This window comes from Bacillus sp. FSL R5-0439, assembly GCF_038008805.1.
In the GTDB taxonomy this organism is placed as follows: domain Bacteria; phylum Bacillota; class Bacilli; order Bacillales; family Bacillaceae; genus Bacillus; species Bacillus safensis.
Genome location: NZ_JBBOZW010000001.1, coordinates 3,642,950 through 3,659,806, shown reverse-complemented (window position 1 = coordinate 3,659,806; position 16,857 = coordinate 3,642,950). Strand labels below are relative to the sequence as shown.

The window sequence follows — 16,857 nt, the reverse complement described above, 5'->3', positions numbered from 1 at the left end:
ATTAAGATAAGAGCTTCTTACCAACACTATATACATCATCTATTCACTGAAAGGAAGGAAACATAGTGGATTATCGCGATGTAGAGTGGAAGCCGAGACGAAGCAGAAAAGGATATTTTCTTTCTGGTTTGATCGGTGTATTGGTAGGAGCTTTTTTAATGGGATTCTTTTTCCCCTATGTATCTGGACAGAGCGGCAGTCCCTTTGGATGGCAGCAAAATGGTGATGGACAAACATCTCAGGGCCCTTTAAAAACTGTGAATGTAAACGTCAATGATGCTGTCACGAAAGTGGTGTCTAATATGTCAGATACGGTAGTCGGCGTCATTAATATTCAAAAATCGAGCTTTTGGGAGGAAGGCGGAGAAGCAGGCAGCGGGTCAGGTGTGATTTATAAAAAAAAGGGTGACACGTTTTATATTGTGACAAACCATCACGTCATCAAAGGCGCCAACCAGCTTGAAGTGAGCCTCCATGATGGGACAAGAATTGGTGCCAATCTTGTCGGCAGTGATCAGCTCATGGATTTAGCAGTTCTCACTGTCAAAAGTGATAAAATCAAGAAAACGGCAGCCTTCGGTAACTCAGATCATGTGAAGCCGGGTGAGCCAGTCATCGCCATTGGAAATCCATTAGGGCTTGAATTCGCAGGCTCTGTCACACAAGGGGTCATTTCGGGCACGGAGCGAGCGATCCCTGTCGACTCAAATGGAGACGGACAAACGGATTGGAATGCAGAAGTACTGCAAACAGACGCCGCCATCAATCCTGGAAACAGCGGTGGTGCCTTGATCAATATGGATGGAAAGGTGATCGGCATTAACTCAATGAAGATTGCTGAATCAGAGGTAGAAGGAATCGGGCTATCTATTCCAGCGAATTTGGTGATCCCTGTCATAGAGGATTTAGAGCGCTATGGAGAGGTGAAGCGTCCGTATCTTGGCGTCGGCATGAAATCATTAGCGGATATTGCGAGTTACCACTGGCAGGAAACATTGAAACTGCCATCCAAGGTCACATCTGGGGTTGTTGTCATGAGTGTTGAGCCTTTATCTCCAGCAGGAAAAGCGGGACTAAAAGAGCTGGATGTCGTGACCTCCTTTGATGGCAAAAGTGTACAGAATATCGTAGATCTTCGTAAATACTTATATCAAAAGAAGGTCGGCGATAAGGTAAGAGTGCAATTTTACCGAAGCGGGAAGAAAAAATCAGCAGAGATTAAACTTTCTCAAACCGACCGATATGGCAGCTAACCAGTTCCAGTAAGGGACTGGTTTTTTTGGCATGACTGACATATGATGAAGAAAAGGGGGTTGTACGATTGGTTACACTACAACGGATGTCACAAACCGATTACGATGTATTGATAAAGAAGGCCATTCAGCGGTACGCGGAAGAAAAGGTACTCGCAGGAACATGGGAAAAGGAAGAATCACTTGCGAACGCAGAAGAACAATTTGACAGGCTTCTTCCAGAAGGACTTCAGACAGAGCATCATGAGCTATGGAATTTCTTAAACGGAGATGAAGCGATTGGCTGGGTTTGGCTTTGCTATGACCCGAATCACCCGCAGCACGAAGGATTTATTTATAACTTTATTTTGTTTGAAGCTTATCGAGGAAAAGGCTTTGCAAAGCAGGCTATTGCTGCATTAGAAAAGGAGGCAAAGTCATTAGGTGTGCAAAAACTCTCGCTCCATGTCTTTGCTCACAATCAAATCGCCCGTTCGCTGTACGAAAAAACGGGATTTGCAGAAACTGGGATCTATATGAGTAAATCTTTATAAAAAAGAAGAAGTACCGTGCAGAAAGCGTACGGTACTTTTTTATGAGGACATCATGGCATCCTGAGCCGTGACTCTGTATAAATCGACTTTACACTTCACGAAAGCGCGAATGATCGCTGGAACTTGAGCTTCTGAACGAATTAACAATGAGGTCTCGTCATCACTGATCACAAGATCTGTTCCGACAGTTTGTAGGTACTGCGTGAGAACAGGTTTCACCTCATCATCAATCCATGCATGCTTGAAGGTTGCACGTATGTTTGAGGATGTGATGGTTTTCTCTTGAGGATGAGTATGTGGGGACACTAATTTTCCTTCAGAAATGAATGCAGTTTTGGTACAAATACTATTGGTGAACCTTGGGCGGTCAGCTGTTAAAAAGACGGTTTTTCCTTCATCCTTTAATGCTTCAATGACCCGCTGAATGTGGAAAATCGAATCTGCATCAATATCGGCAAAAGGCTCGTCGAGTAAAATAAATTCCGGCTGATGGGCAATGGCCTGCGCCATTCCAAGCCGCTTTTTCATACCAGGTGTGAAGGCACCGACCTTCTCCTGATGATCATGATGTAAGCCGACAAATTCGAGCAGTTCTTCATAATTACTCGTCTTCTGGCGTGTTCCGGTGATTTTTGATAAGTAAGCAATATGCTCAAGAGCCGTAAGACCTTCATATAAATCCGTATATTCAGGCAGAACACCGATATGCTGCCTCACTTTTTTTAGCGAAGGCTTATTCATCACTGTAAACGTACCAGAGGTAGGGCGGGAGATTCCGGTAATAATATTGAAAAACGTCGTCTTACCAGATCCCTTTGGTCCAATGAGTCCGAAGATATCGCCTTGATTGACATCAAGATTAATATCATTTATTGCGACTTTTGTACGATATTTTTTTGTGAGCCCTTTTGTATGAAGCATCTACACATCCCTCCTTTGAAACAGCAGTGCAGTTCCAATGAGTAAGATAACGGTCAATGCCGTGTTCATTAGGACGTAGGTCAGCGGTTCACTCCAGCGCGCATAATAATAAGGCGTCATATATTGGAACCAATGAATCATTCGTTCTGAAGAAAGAACAGAAATCATACTGACGATTGGGAAAAGAAAGGAAAATAACATGCCGACAAACATTGATTTCTGCGGTGTTGGAAAGAGCATGGACAAAAATAAAGCACATGAGATACCGACACTGATAAATGTTAAGATTTTTAACGCATCAGAGAACAGAAAACGGTGTGAGATCACCATATTCAGTACATATGTCGTCATAATACAGCTAAGCCAAAACAGCATCAGTCCAAGATATTTCCCGATGATGATGTTCAAACGGGTTGTTTTACTGACGAGAAAACGAATGGTTTTCAAATGAATTTCGCGGCTTAAAATATCATGAGACAACAAAAAAATAAGGAAAAAACCAAATAAAGAAATCACCAGTTCATTCCCAATAGAATAAGGATCCTTTGCCAGTTCCCATTGTTCCTGATGAGCAGCGATAAATGGAAGACTTGAAACAAAAGTAGATAAAATGAAAATAATAACAATTGTTAAAATAGATTTTGTGCTTTTGAAGAGCTGCTTAAACTCATTCATACAGATGGTCCACACACGCTGTACCTCCCTTCACCTTTATTATACCCCTAGAATAGAAAGACACCATATCTTGCTCTTTAACATTTGTTTAAATTTCATAAAAAGAAGACTCTTCCAGCACCAGTTGACTCATTTTTAAAAATGTTCAGAAAAATATCTTGATTTATGAAAAAACATCATGTATGATAGCTTTAATTCAAGATAATTATACAGGCAATGACGAGAGAAAGTACAATCATCAATTTTTCCACAGAGAGCTTCGGCAGCTGAAAAGAAGCAAAAATAATGATTCGAAAAATGGTCTCTGAGCCTCGTGCTGAACATATCTATGATATTAGTAGGTGACGACGAGAGTTGGTACTCGTTATCAAAACCACAGTATATGAGCCAGATTGGAGCTTTGTACTTGTAGAGGCTGTTTAGCGCGAGCAAACAGTAAATAAAGGTGGTACCACGAGACAAATACCTCGTCCTTATGATTCAAAGATAAGGATGGGGTATTTTTTATTGTCCACTTTTTTTCATACAATTGTTCAAATGTTCCACGTGAAACACCACATCCATTTTTTCAAATGAAAGGGAGATTGACATGAGTGAACATGCATTGGTTTTACAATCAGATTTCGGCATTGATGATGGAGCTGTCAGTGCAATGTACGGAGTGGCAAATACGGTCAGCAGCAGCATCCGCATTTTTGATTTAACACACAATATTCCGCAGTATGACATTTGGGAAGCTTCTTATCGCCTGCTTCAAACCGTCACATACTGGCCAGAAGAGACGGTATTCGTTTCCGTCGTTGACCCAGGTGTTGGGTCAGAGAGAAAAAGTCTTGTTGTCAAAACGACAAGCTCACACTATATCATTACCCCAGATAACGGGACACTCACGCACGTCGCGCAGGATATTGGCATTGTGGAAGCCCGTTATTTAGATGAAACCATTAACCGGCTGCCAAAGTCGGGAAAATCACATACATTCCATGGGAGAGATATTTACGCTTATACAGGAGCAAGAATTGCATCAGGTGTCATTTCTTTTGAAGAGGTTGGGCCAAAGGCGAATATTGATGATATTATCCATCTTCCAGTCGTACAGGCATATGCGGAAGAAGATGTGATTACAGGGACGATTGATATTTTAGATGTGAGATTCGGAAACCTATGGACAAACATTCATCACACGCTATTTGAACAGCTTTCAATTAATTATGGGGATGCAATAGAAGTTACCATTGCCAACGGGCCGAAAAATGTGTATAAAAATATCATGACCTATGGACGATCTTTTGCCGACTTAAAGGTAGGCGAACCACTCGTATATGTCAATTCACTAGACCATTTAGGCGTGGCGATCAATCAAGGGTCATTTGCAAAGGCTTATAACATCGGTACAGGCACAGGCTGGCGCCTTTCGATTCGCAAAGCTCCGCGCATTATATACGAATAAGAGGAGGATACATCATGGCAGGAAAACAACTTTCAACGAAAACTGTCGTTGCTATTGGAATTGGCGCAGCCGTCTTTGTGATTTTAGGACGATTTGTCTCCATTCCAACTGGAATTCCGAATACACAAATTGAAACCTCATACGCTTTCCTTGCATTAATGGCCGTGCTATTTGGTCCTGTTGCAGGCGCATTGATTGGTTTTATTGGCCATCTCATTAAAGATGCGACCACATTTGGCCCTTGGTGGAGCTGGATTATTGTTTCGGGTGTCGTTGGTTTATTGATCGGCTTTATTTCTAACCGTTTAAAAGTAGAAGAGGGAGACTTCGGCTGGAAGAAAATCACGCTCTTCAACGCCGTACAAGCAGGCGCACAGGCATTAGGCTGGTTTATCATTGCTCCTGTGCTCGACATTGTGATCTATGCAGAACCTGCGAACAAAGTATTTGTTCAAGGCATCGTGGCAGGGATTTCAAACATCATCACAGTTGGTGTATTAGGAACCATCATCATTGCAGCCTATGCAAAAACGAGAAGCAAAAGCGGCAGCCTATCGAAAGAAACATCATGAAGCAAGGTGGAACACATAAATGAAGAAACCGATGATTCAATTCGAACATTTCGGATTCAAGTATCGCAGTCAGGCAGAACCAACATTAAAGGATATCAACCTGACCATCTATGAAGGAGAAAAAGTTCTCATCGCAGGCCCGTCTGGATCGGGAAAAAGCACACTAGCCCATTGTATCAATGGGCTAGTTCCTGCGTCTTATAAAGGTTCTATGGAAGGAAGTCTTCACATCGGCGGGAAAAATGCAGAGAAAGAGAACATTTTCTCCCTCTCACAGCTTGTCGGAACGGTGCTTCAGGACCCTGATGGACAATTTATTGGGCTCACCGTTGGAGAAGACATTGCGTTTACGCTTGAAAATGATCAAGTCACACGTGAAGAAATGAAAACACGCGTCGAGGAAGCAGCAAGATTAACAGAGGTAGACGGCAAGCTGGCATCGTCCGTGCATGAGCTGTCAGGCGGACAAAAACAACGTGTCGCCATTGCAGGCGTACTGGTCAACGATGTCGACATTTTACTGTTTGATGAACCACTTGCAAGCCTTGATCCCGCAACAGGTAAAGAAGTCATCGACCTCATTGACCGGCTGCAAAAACAAACGAAAAAAACCATTGTGATGGTTGAGCACCGATTAGAGGACGTCCTCTTCCGTCATGTGGACCGCATCATCGTTGTCAATGAAGGAACGATTGTAGCGGATATGACACCAGATGAATTGCTCGCCTCAAACGTATTAGAAGCGGCGTATTTGCGTGAGCCTTTATATGTAAAGGCGATGAAATACGCAGGCATTCCGGTTGCACCGGGGGATCAGATCGCTGATTTACAGCGTCTCACTCTAAACGACGAAGCAAAAGAGAAAATCGAGCAATGGATGGAAGCATCTGAACCATCAGTAGAGCAGATTGCAGCACAGGATTTACTAGAAGTGCGCGATCTGAGCTATGATTATCCAACAAGACCAAACACGCTGAGCAACATCTCTTTTACCGTCAAAAAAGGAGAAATGATCAGCATCGCAGGAGCCAATGGTGCAGGCAAGACAACATTATCTAAGGTGCTTTGTGCATTTGAAAAGCCAATGAAAGGCTCAATTCTTTTAAATGGTGATGACATCACAGGAGATACGATCAAGCAGCGCTCCGAACGAATCGGCGTCGTCATGCAAAACCCAAATCAAATGATTTCAAAACAAATGATCTTTGATGAAGTCGCACTCGGTCTCGTTTTAAGAGGCGTAAAGGAAGAAGACATCAAAGAACGGGTGGAGCGGGTCCTGAAAGTGTGTGGGCTGTATCCATTTCGGAACTGGCCGGTCTCAGCGCTCAGCTTTGGACAGAAAAAACGCGTCACCATTGCGTCAATTCTTGTATTAGAGCCAGAAATCCTCATCCTAGATGAACCAACCGCAGGACAGGACTTTAAACATTACACAGAGATGATGACGTTTTTAGAGCAATTAAATCAGCAGGGTGTCACGATTTTCATGATCACCCATGATATGCACTTAATGCTAGAATACACAACAAGAACCATTGTCATTTCAGATGGAGAAAAAATCGCAGATGATACACCAGCCAAAGTACTGACAGATCAGCTGCTTGTCCAAAAGGCGAGCTTAAAGGAAACTTCGCTGTATGAACTGGCGCTGAAAGCTGATTGGCCGAATCCAAATGAACTCGTGGATCGCTTCATTGAGATTGACAGAAAGGAACGAATGACATGGCTGTAGACATGCTGTCCTATATCGATCGCCCGTCGCCGATTCACCGGCTGACAGGTGCAACCAAACTCATTTGCTTTATCCTCTGGTCTTCCGCAGCGATGCTCACGTATGATACAGGCGTTTTAGTGTTTATGTTAGCCGCCAGTATCGTATTCTTTCAGCTATCAAACGTACGATTTCGTGATATTTCCTTCGTGGTGATCGTCCTGGCGATTTTCCTAGTGATTAATAACATCGCCATTTACATCTTTGCGCCTCAGCAAGGTGTCGCCATCTACGGAGCAAAGCATGAGCTGTTTCATATTGCCGGCTGGTACAACGTCACACTTGAACAACTTTTCTATCAGTTGAACATTACGCTAAAATACGTGACCGTGATGCCAGCAGCGCTTTTATTTATTGTGACAACAAATCCAAGTGAATTCGCCTCATCGCTCAGCAGAATTGGGGTCAGCTACCGGATTTCCTATGCGGTAGCGATTGCCTTGCGCTATATTCCAGATATTCAGCGGGATTTTCGCACGATCGCGATTTCTCAGCAAGCAAGAGGCATTGATTTATCGAAGAATGAAAAGCTGGGAAAACGGATCAAAAATGCGCTGTCGATTGTGATGCCGCTGATTTTTTCCAGTCTAGAGCGGATAGAGACGATCAGCAATGCAATGGAGCTGCGGGGGTTTGGGAAACATAAAAAGCGTACATGGTTTACGGCGAAAGACTTTCAAAAAGCAGATTATGTGGCGCTCATATTTGTTGGTGTGGTACTGATTGTTTCGTTAGTGATTACATTTGTTAGAGGAACGAGATTTTATAATCCGTTTCTATAGAAAGAAGCCTTCACAGGAGTGGAGGCTTTTTTATTTGGTTTGTGGATAAAAGGTGTGGAAAATGGTAAAAGACTATTAACATGTGAATAAATCGGTTATATTGAACAATGAGCGAAACACTTGTGAATAACGAGACAACCTATTGGAGGAATTAGAAACTTATGAACAAATCACTTTATGCTTGTGCAGAACACATAGAAACCGTATTAGACATGTACATAGATGATCACGAAACGCCACCAGAATTCAGAAAAATCGAACATACACACAGTTTATCCACAACCTGTGAATTGTGCGATGAACCTGCAATATATATAGTGGGGAACGAATGATCGGACACAAAATACACAAATTTTATCCACAATTGTTGATAACTTATATGAATAACTTGTTCTTAAGGTGGGGATGACCTGTGAATATATCAATTATCACAGTAGGAAAATTAAAAGAGAAATATTTAAAGCAAGGCATAGCCGAATACACAAAACGATTACAAGCCTATGCGAAAATTGAAATCATTGAGCTCGCGGACGAAAAAGCACCCGAGAATCTCAGCGATCAAGACATGAAAATCATCAAAGACAAAGAAGGCGAACGCATCCTAAGCAAAATCAACCCAGACGCCCACGTCATCGCCCTCGCCATCGAAGGAAAGATGAAAACTTCCGAAGAATTAGCCGATACAATAGATAAGCTGGCAACATACGGAAAAAGTAAGGTATGTTTCGTCATAGGCGGATCGCTTGGACTAAGTGATGCTGTCATGCAGCGTGCGAATGAGAAGTTATCGTTTTCGAGAATGACGTTCCCGCATCAGTTGATGAGATTGGTGTTGGTGGAGCAGATTTATCGGGCGTTTCGGATTGTGCGGGGGGAGCCTTATCATAAGTGAGTGAGGTTTTAATGTTATTATTTATGACAATGGTATGTAAGGATAAAGAGGCCAAAGATACCGCCTATAATAGTAGGGTAGGTTATGCAATCACTTCTGGCCTTTTATGTTGAGCTTTTAAGTGGGGGATTTCTTAAAGAACCAATTAAAGGATATTAATTTAATGGAGCTAGCTCGTGAGCTGCAAACAGAAGTGTATTTTTAATCCTAAGTCAAAACTTCAGTGAAATTATCTATACGCATAAACAGAATTCCCATCAACAAGTTACTGAAAAAGCACATGATTATATCATGCAGAGATCAGATACATTATTAAAAAAATTTGGCTACGAAGAGCTCTAATAGAACTAGAAGGAGGACTTTAAATTGGATGATAAATTAATGTCATTATCATTTTCTGTTGAAGCAAATCAAGGTGTTTATGCCTTATTGCTGGGTTCGGGTATTTCCTATTCATCCGGTATCCCTACAGGGTGGGGCGTTCTAAAAGAGCTGTGCAGAAGAATTATGCTAGTAGATGGTTCAGAAGAGCAAGATGAAATTAAATGGTATGAAAAAAAATTCGGAACTCCACCTTTATACGATGAAGTTATAGGTATGCTAGCTAAAACATCATCAGAGCGGAATGGTCTACTAAAAGAATTTTTTGAGCCTACAGAAGAGGACTTAAAGGAAGGAAGAAAGGTACCAACAGCAGCACATAATGCAATAGCAGAATTAGTAAAACAGGGGTATATAAAAGTAATTGTTACCACAAACTTTGACCGTTTAATTGAACAAGCATTAGATGAATTGAATGTACAGTATCAAACGCTTTATCACGAATCAGATATAGAAGGAATGAAGCCTTTAGCACATGCTGACTGTACAATATTGAAAATTCATGGAGATTATAGAGACACAAGGTTTAAGAATATTACCGATGAGTTAGAGAGTTATTCAACTAATCTCTCTGTGTTATTACAACAGATTTTTGATGACTATGGATTAATAGTTTCCGGTTGGTCAGCGGAGTGGGATACGGCACTAAGGGACACAATAAAAAGTGTTAAAGGACGCAGGTATTCGTGGTACTGGCATTCTTTTTCTAAAACAATAAATGGAAAAGCAGAAGAATTAATTAATTTTAGGGATGCCAATTTAATAATTGACTCTGAAGGTGCTGACCATTTTTTCCGAGAAATAAAAGAAACTGTTTTTAACATTTCGAAGTTGAAAAAGGTTAATCCAGAAAATACTCAAGTCAAAATTAAGAGGTTAAAAGGCTATATTCAAAATGGCAATGAATCGGCTATTCGTGATTTGTTTACTAATGAATCACGAGATGTAATCAATAAAATTAATAAATTTGATTCAAATCAAGAAGCAACTATAGAACTCATGAAACAATGGATTGAAGAAATAGAGGTCATTGTAAAACCTATTTCTGTTTTATCATCAATACTCGCTTTTTATGGAAAAGGTGATTATCAAGAACGATTACTAATTGAGACTTTAGAAAGATTTACATCAATAAAAAACAGTGATGGAAGAGTTTCTTTACTAGGATTGAAACAACTACCACTACAAGCTATTTTTTATAGTATGGGAGTTTCATTGACGATGAGGAGAAAGTATAAACTTCTAGATGAAATTATGATGAAACCTAAGGTAAGAGATAGATTCCATAGTAGAAAAGATTTTTCTTGGTATGTTTCCCCACGGAGATATTTATATGATGCTTTTCAACGCTTACAACCAGAAAATCCATATCATTTGCCCATTGAAGTAATGTTTACTTTTCCTTTCATGGAAGAGGTTTTTAAAGAAAGTCAATTGGCATTTGATAGGGTTGAATATATGATTCATTACGATTTGTTTGAATTTTTACGTTCATTAAAACATCGATACTTAGGTGACAGCAATTACTTTAGTGGATGTTTCGGTTATAGAAATGATCGAAATCATATAGAGCAGTTTTTAACTGAAGGTTCTCTAATACCTGATTGGGGAGTGCTTTTATTATTTGAGGGTGATAGAGAACTCTTTACTAAATCTTTAAGAACATTATCTGATGACTTAAATAAGCATGTGTATTTCAGTGGACATGGTCTTGTTGAAGCGTATCTTAATGAAAAATAATTTTAAACCTTATTTAGATGCTCCACGGAGAGCAAAATCTTAAGTGAGTGGGGTTTTTAAAAAATATATTTAGCCTATTCACTATTAGCGAATAACTTTGCGTTTTAGGAGGGAAAAATATAAGGTATAAAAACTATTAAAAAAACCCCCTTAAATATTTACTCGTATATACTCTGTTTAATAGACTCACCCTTTTTGACACTGAAGAATTCTACCGAAAATAAGAATATATCGCAATAAACTATTAAGCTAATTACAATTATCTCTATAATTAAAAGAAATATAAAAACTGAATATTAGTGCTTTGAAGCCTTTAGAGGGGGGAGCTAAGAGTGATAAAAATTTATGCTGATTTAACTGAAGATTTATTAAAATATGCTAATGAAAAGCTAAGTGATTTTATTGAGCATTATTTTGAATTTAATGATGAGGATTATTCTGATATTTTTCCTATGGTAATCTATGAGACTAAAGAACAGCAGTGTAAAAAAGCTGCAAAAGATTTATATTTGTGGAGTAAAGATTATTTCGTTCATACACTTACTCCTTTGCATGAATATGCTTTATATTCAATTATTAATATAGCTAGTGAGATTGAAGATGATTATAGTACTCATAGTGGGGAAAGTCTATTTTTCTATGCCATGGAACCTGAGATAAGAAAGGAACAACCTGAAATAGACGAGGAAATGTATTGGGTTATTGAGGATTTGAATGATTTTCATTTTTATTTTGAAAATTGCTTTCAAGATTTTGACTTTTTAGATGTCCCTCTGTATTTATCAATATTTAAGGATATGCCAACAAAAAAATTTGAATCTCAGTTTGATGTTGTATTAGCAGATTACGTGGATTTAATGCCACCTGATATTGAGGAAGAATATAAATATCTTTTAAGCTTAAAAGAATTAAAAGAAGAAAAATACGAGGTAACTATAAAGGATGACTTTTTTATTGTGGTTAAAAAAGGAATCGATAATTTTATCCATTCAATTGTTAATCAAGGTTCTTATAAACTTCTTTGGTCTGAAAATTATAAGTCGAGAGATGAAAAAGCAGTACAGCTACTTTTTATGGCAACTTGTTACTTATATTTTCAAACAAATAATATAGACGTTTCCCCAGAAGCGAATATTGGGAGAGGTCCAATAGATTTTAAACTTTCAAGAGGAGTAAATGAAAGAATCTTAATCGAAGTAAAGTTGGCATCTAACCCTAAATTAAGACATGGATTAAAATTGCAACTGGTTAAATATTTAGTTGCTGAGGAAATAAAAGAAGCGGTATTTATGATAATTGTATTTGAAAAAAACGAATTTAAAAAAATAGAAGAATTGGAAAAAGATGTTTCGGCAATCAATCAAAAGTATAATCTTAATATAATTATTACTAGTGTTGATGCAACAAATAACAAACTATCAGCTTCACGTATGAAGAGTAATTCTTCCCCGCTTTATTAAAACTACAGTTATAATTGATAACTGAAATTATATCAAAATAAATTTAAAACGTGAAAGCAATCAGATGCTTGAAGCATGTATTGCATTATTAATTCTAATAATAGGCTATGGTTATGAATTATGAAATGAGGGGAAATAATGCATTTAATGTATTCATCGCCTGCTTCTAAGATGGTTAATTTTATAAATTTAGCCGACTTTTTGAGAGAAAAAGAACCTAAAGATTTTATTTTAATTATGGATTCTAATGTAAGTATTTATTTAGAAAATTATTTTGATGATCCAGTTGGTACAATCAACAACTGGAATAATCATAATAATCATGAATTATTAACAGATTTTTTTGAGATGATTAAGTGCATAAGAGAAAGGAAATTAGAATTCGATATATTTAACGCACTAAATGAAAATTGTAGAGATATTCTGGGGGATTATTCTTTAAATACAGATAAATTTTTTCTTAGAGTCGATAAAGCTTTCAAATTAATTGAAGATTTACCTATAAAAGATGTTCTCTATCCTGATGGTCCTTTTAAATCTAGTACTAATTTTTACAATTATGAATTATTTTTCAAACCATTAATTACCAAACATGATAATTCAAAAACATCAACGTATTTAATTTTATCTTACGTTTTTACACTCAAGATAAAACAACTTATGAGTGATAAAAATAGGAATAATTTCCAAAAATTAAGGTCTTTTTATAATTTTATGACTAATGAGGTTGATTTTATTAGCCTAGTTCATTGGGGCACAGCTATACTTTGCTTTGGAGGACTTAAATTAAAAAGTGGGAAGAGTATAACAAGACTGATCCACATTACTAAAAAGAAAAATATTTCAAAAAGGGATTCTTATATAAGAGGTATCTGGAATGCTGCTATTGATCTGGCTTGGGTTATAGAGGTTTGTCAAGAAGTGAAAAGGGACAATAAAATTCCGATATTTGTAACTAATGACGAAGCAATCAATGAGATAATGAAAAGATATACATTACGCATGTTTATTAAAGGCATAGATAATATGCCTGCAATAGCAGAATTTGATTTATCAGGTACTAATTTTAATGCAACCTTTAAAAAGGAGATTAATATTCTCGAAAAAGACCTTATAATACGACAAAGGATCGAAATGAAATATAGGTATAATGATATTAAAAGATTATTAGCTAATGAATTTCGTGAGCATATAATAGATATTAAACAAAAATTAGAAGAAAATATACCTGATTAATGATATTTAGGTGATTAAAATTATATATTTACAAAAAAATAAAAAATATTTTTTGTAGATTTTTTAGTTCAGCAAGCAGTAATTAAAATATTTATGATTAAAGGTAAAAATACAAAAGTCATTAAAAATGCTACGGGGTTATTGTTATATAACTTTGAAATGAAACTTATTACTTGGAGTAAGAGGATATCAAATGAATCATAGTATATAATATTTCTTTTTTTGAGAGCAACTCAAATTAAGATATAAGTATAGAAAGCAGGCACACCATGCACACAATCAAAAAAATAGGACAAACCTTCTCCTACATCACACCAGTATCACTTACCGACCGCCCCATCCTAGGCATGGTCGTAGGCAATAACAAAACATTAATGATCGATGCTGGTAACTCAGAAGATCATGCCAAATACTTTATCAAAGAAACCTTAAAACACGAGAACGCCAAGCCCGATATGGTTGTCCTCACTCACTGGCATTGGGAGCATATTTTTGGTCTGCCGGCGTTGGCTGATTCGGTTTCGATTGCTTCTGCGAAGACCAGAAAGGAAATGGAGAAGCTTCTTCCGTTTTCGTGGTCAGATGAGGCGATTGATGAACAGAGATTGGTTTTGCGCGAAGGCGATAAAAGAAGAATATCAGGATCATCGAGATATTCAGGTAGTTTTACCGAATGTGACGTTTGACCGTCGGATGGAGATTGATCTTGGCGGGGTTACTTGTGTCGTGCAACATGTTGGAGGTGATCATGCTGCTGATTCAGTGATCGTGTATGTGAAAGGAGAGAAAATCCTTTTTCTTGGTGATTGAATTTATCCGAAAATGTATGCCGAAAAAGTTCATTATACGGTGAAAGAAATATTGCGTCTTTTAGATGAGTTAGATGCTTTTGATGCCGAGAAAGAATATCAAAATCACGTGAACAGAGAACTGAAAGAAGATGAATTAGAAACCATTGATTACTTTGTAACTGGTTATTAAATAATCACTAAAAAAGTCTCATTTGAGTGATTTCCCTCAAACGGGACTTTTTTTGCATCACGGATTGTGGAAGACTTATTTTTGGCATTGATAATAAAAACAACCCCACGTAGGCTTAGTATTCAGGTCGTGTTTTCGTCCAAAAAAATCAAATCGCTTCATGCAATTGATAGTTCTAAAAAGACAATTTTTCATTGTTTCTCCTTTCATTTTCACTTATATTTCCATTATAACTTGAGTGTTTGATGATCTAATTTAAATGTAGTTCTAGAGATCTTCCAACATAAAATAATATTTTAATAACCTTTGTAGATAATAACCTCATTTAAAGGCATCACGGTGAGCCTTATCATAAGTTAATGAGGGGTGAGAAGGCCAAATTTAGCTGTACAAGCAGCAAAAAAGTACTCTAATCCTTTTCCATTAAACATCTCCATTGCACCAGAATAGAAGATATAATCGCCCGTAAAAAACCACGCTTAGCCCTAAAGCGGCGAGAAATTAGCTAGGGAAACAGAAAGTAGTAAGGGCTCTCCAATAACACATGTTGACATATCGTTATTTATCGATATAATGGTTTGTATGGAGCCAATAGAAGTTTTTAAAGCCTTATCCAATGAATCAAGACTGCAAATTTTACAATGGTTAAAGGAACCTGATCGTCATTTTACACCCCATGAAGGGATTGATATGAATACTACAGGGGTATGTGTTAGTCAAATAACAGATAAATTGAAAATGACGCAATCAACAGCATCTCAATACCTTTCAATTTTACTTCGAGCTGGATTAATTACGACAGAGCGTATAGGTAAATACACGTATTATAAAAGAGATGAAAATGCCATTAAAAAAATTGCTGAGATTCTAGAAAAAAATATTTAATAAATGAACTGAATTCATACATTAGAATTCAGTTTCATTTATTAAATACAAATCGACTTATCGTAATATGTTTTTTTGTCCATACATATTAACAATTCTAGATATGTAAATGTATTATATATAAGGAGTGATCTACATTGTCAAACACTGTAAAGATTTACATTTTAGCTATTGTAAGTTTTTTAGTTGGTACATCAGAGTATATCATCTCTGGTATTTTGGATAATATTTCTGAATCGTTAGGGATTACGATAGCTGCAGCTGGCCAGTTAATTACGATTTTTTCTCTTGTGTATGCCATCTTCACCCCAGTATTAATGGCTTTAACATCGGGAATGAATAAACGCAAGTTAATGTTATTTTCACTTAGCGTTTTTATTCTAGGTAATATTCTTGCATTCGTCCTCCCTGGGTATCAATTATTTATTGTGTCAAGAATTATTATGGCTCTTGGAGCGGGGATGGTCGTAGTTACTGCATTAACAATTGCTGAAAAAATTGCACCAAAAGGTAAGCAAGGTACCGCTATTGCTACAGTAGTAATGGGATTTACAGCATCATTGATCATTGGAGTCCCACTTGGCAGAATGACTAGTGATTTCTTTGGTTGGAAAGCTGTATTTGGAGGAATAGCTTTACTCGGATTATTAGCCATGGTGATCATTTCTCTTACGATTCCAAAAATCCAAGGGGATAAACCTGTACCTTTAATTCAACAACTTGCTCTTTTTAAAAAACCAAAAGTAGTGTTAGGATTAGCCATCACCTTTTTCTGGCTCGGTGGTTATTCAATTGCCTATACCTATCTATCCCCTTACCTTTTAAATATATCGGGTGTAAGCAGCAAATTGCTGAGTGGAGTTCTCCTCGTATTCGGGATTGCTAGTCTAGTTGGGTCAAAGTTTGGTGGATTTAGTACCGATCGATGGGGTGTGAATTTTACTCTGATTAGTGGAATGACATTACATGTCATCATGCTCATTTTGCTCTCACTAGTTACGCATTCTTATGTTGGAGTATTACTCATTTTAATATTATGGTCATTTGCTGCATGGTCTTCTGGCCCGACTCAACAATATCACTTAGCTACAATGGAGCCAGAGTCATCAGGTATACTATTGGGTCTCAATCAGTCAATGATGCAATTGGCGATGGCTGCAGGTGCAGCTATTGGAGGTATCTTTGTAGAGAAAGTTTCTCTATCTTCCGTTACTTGGGCAGGTGCTTTAGGCGTTGCAATCGCGATCATTGTAACAATATTGGCTTCGCGTGCTACTTCGAGTAAAGAAATTCGATATACTTAAACAGTAGAACGATGGGAA

Annotated in this window: 15 protein-coding genes, 1 pseudogene and 1 other annotated feature; of the genes and pseudogenes, 14 read left to right on the top strand and 2 right to left on the bottom strand. The window is 37.8% G+C overall.

Features of this window, described 5'->3' with window-relative positions:
- Positions 1-62 precede the first annotated feature (62 nt).
- Both NST59_RS18800 and NST59_RS18795 read left to right on the top strand, forming a co-directional pair.
- Positions 63-1,253 carry a S1C family serine protease gene (locus NST59_RS18800; RefSeq protein WP_371412197.1) on the top strand — a complete coding sequence of 397 codons (1,191 nt, stop codon included), beginning with the start codon at positions 63-65 and terminating at the stop codon, positions 1,251-1,253.
- A gap of 68 nt (positions 1,254-1,321) precedes the next feature.
- A complete protein-coding gene (locus NST59_RS18795) occupies positions 1,322-1,786 on the top strand; it encodes a GNAT family N-acetyltransferase (protein WP_106025382.1) in 465 nt (154 codons plus the stop codon).
- 39 nt (positions 1,787-1,825) lie between these two features.
- Here the strand turns inward: NST59_RS18795 and NST59_RS18790 are convergent, their stop codons facing one another.
- Positions 1,826-2,707 carry an ABC transporter ATP-binding protein gene (locus NST59_RS18790; RefSeq protein ID WP_341040956.1) on the bottom strand — a complete coding sequence of 294 codons (882 nt, stop codon included), beginning with the start codon at positions 2,705-2,707 and terminating at the stop codon, positions 1,826-1,828.
- Positions 2,708-3,397 carry an ABC transporter permease subunit gene (locus tag NST59_RS18785; protein ID WP_039182821.1) on the bottom strand — a complete coding sequence of 230 codons (690 nt, stop codon included), beginning with the start codon at positions 3,395-3,397 and terminating at the stop codon, positions 2,708-2,710.
- Positions 3,398-3,589: 192 nt separating this feature from the next.
- Positions 3,590-3,860: a binding site (T-box leader), on the top strand.
- 111 nt (positions 3,861-3,971) lie between these two features.
- Here NST59_RS18785 and NST59_RS18780 point away from each other — a divergent pair.
- The 12 genes and pseudogenes from NST59_RS18780 (at position 3,972) to NST59_RS18725 (ending at position 16,839) form a co-directional block, all read left to right on the top strand.
- Entirely contained in the window at positions 3,972-4,832 is an 861-nt protein-coding gene (locus tag NST59_RS18780) for an SAM hydrolase/SAM-dependent halogenase family protein (protein ID WP_024427616.1), read from the top strand.
- A 14-nt stretch (positions 4,833-4,846) separates the two neighbouring features.
- Positions 4,847-5,404, top strand: a complete 558-nt coding sequence (locus tag NST59_RS18775; protein WP_024424020.1) for an ECF-type riboflavin transporter substrate-binding protein — start codon at positions 4,847-4,849, stop codon at positions 5,402-5,404.
- Between the two features lie 19 nt (positions 5,405-5,423).
- Positions 5,424-7,139 (top strand): ABC transporter ATP-binding protein, encoded by a 1,716-nt coding sequence (locus NST59_RS18770; protein WP_341040953.1) that lies wholly within the window; start codon positions 5,424-5,426, stop codon positions 7,137-7,139.
- The gene (locus NST59_RS18765) at positions 7,130-7,960 is read left to right on the top strand and encodes an energy-coupling factor transporter transmembrane component T family protein (RefSeq protein WP_326483561.1); all 831 of its coding nucleotides are present in this window, start codon (positions 7,130-7,132) and stop codon (positions 7,958-7,960) included. The genes NST59_RS18770 and NST59_RS18765 overlap by 10 nt, the downstream gene beginning before the upstream one ends.
- Before the next feature lie 161 nt (positions 7,961-8,121).
- A complete protein-coding gene (locus NST59_RS18760; RefSeq protein WP_008360116.1) occupies positions 8,122-8,292 on the top strand; it encodes a CxxH/CxxC protein in 171 nt (56 codons plus the stop codon).
- An 80-nt stretch (positions 8,293-8,372) separates the two neighbouring features.
- Positions 8,373-8,852 carry a 23S rRNA (pseudouridine(1915)-N(3))-methyltransferase RlmH gene (gene rlmH / locus NST59_RS18755; protein ID WP_034621943.1) on the top strand — a complete coding sequence of 160 codons (480 nt, stop codon included), beginning with the start codon at positions 8,373-8,375 and terminating at the stop codon, positions 8,850-8,852.
- Between the two features lie 366 nt (positions 8,853-9,218).
- Positions 9,219-10,973 carry an SIR2 family protein gene (locus NST59_RS18750; RefSeq protein ID WP_341040948.1) on the top strand — a complete coding sequence of 585 codons (1,755 nt, stop codon included), beginning with the start codon at positions 9,219-9,221 and terminating at the stop codon, positions 10,971-10,973.
- A 332-nt stretch (positions 10,974-11,305) separates the two neighbouring features.
- A complete protein-coding gene (locus tag NST59_RS18745; protein WP_341040945.1) occupies positions 11,306-12,433 on the top strand; it encodes a hypothetical protein in 1,128 nt (375 codons plus the stop codon).
- Positions 12,434-12,571: 138 nt separating this feature from the next.
- Positions 12,572-13,669: a hypothetical protein gene (locus NST59_RS18740; protein ID WP_341040943.1), complete on the top strand. Its 1,098-nt coding sequence runs from the start codon at positions 12,572-12,574 to the stop codon at positions 13,667-13,669.
- Positions 13,670-13,938: 269 nt separating this feature from the next.
- Positions 13,939-14,650: pseudogene (locus NST59_RS18735) on the top strand (MBL fold metallo-hydrolase).
- 582 nt (positions 14,651-15,232) lie between these two features.
- Positions 15,233-15,535 carry an ArsR/SmtB family transcription factor gene (locus NST59_RS18730; RefSeq protein ID WP_025093701.1) on the top strand — a complete coding sequence of 101 codons (303 nt, stop codon included), beginning with the start codon at positions 15,233-15,235 and terminating at the stop codon, positions 15,533-15,535.
- Positions 15,536-15,672: 137 nt separating this feature from the next.
- Positions 15,673-16,839, top strand: coding sequence for an MFS transporter (locus NST59_RS18725; protein WP_341040941.1), 1,167 nt, complete (start codon positions 15,673-15,675; stop codon positions 16,837-16,839).
- Positions 16,840-16,857: the final 18 nt, after the last annotated feature.

Bases quoted from the DNA above. Each gene is read 5' to 3' on its own strand.
- NST59_RS18790 (WP_341040956.1), bottom strand. From the start codon at position 2,707: ATGCTTCATACAAAAGGGCTCACAAAAAAATATCGTACAAAAGTCGCA.
- NST59_RS18780 (WP_024427616.1), top strand. From the start codon at position 3,972: ATGAGTGAACATGCATTGGTTTTACAATCAGATTTCGGCATTGATGAT.
- NST59_RS18775 (WP_024424020.1), top strand. From the start codon at position 4,847: ATGGCAGGAAAACAACTTTCAACGAAAACTGTCGTTGCTATTGGAATT.
- NST59_RS18770 (WP_341040953.1), top strand. From the start codon at position 5,424: ATGAAGAAACCGATGATTCAATTCGAACATTTCGGATTCAAGTATCGC.
- NST59_RS18765 (WP_326483561.1), top strand. From the start codon at position 7,130: ATGGCTGTAGACATGCTGTCCTATATCGATCGCCCGTCGCCGATTCAC.
- NST59_RS18760 (WP_008360116.1), top strand. From the start codon at position 8,122: ATGAACAAATCACTTTATGCTTGTGCAGAACACATAGAAACCGTATTA.
- NST59_RS18740 (WP_341040943.1), top strand. From the start codon at position 12,572: ATGCATTTAATGTATTCATCGCCTGCTTCTAAGATGGTTAATTTTATA.
- NST59_RS18730 (WP_025093701.1), top strand. From the start codon at position 15,233: ATGGAGCCAATAGAAGTTTTTAAAGCCTTATCCAATGAATCAAGACTG.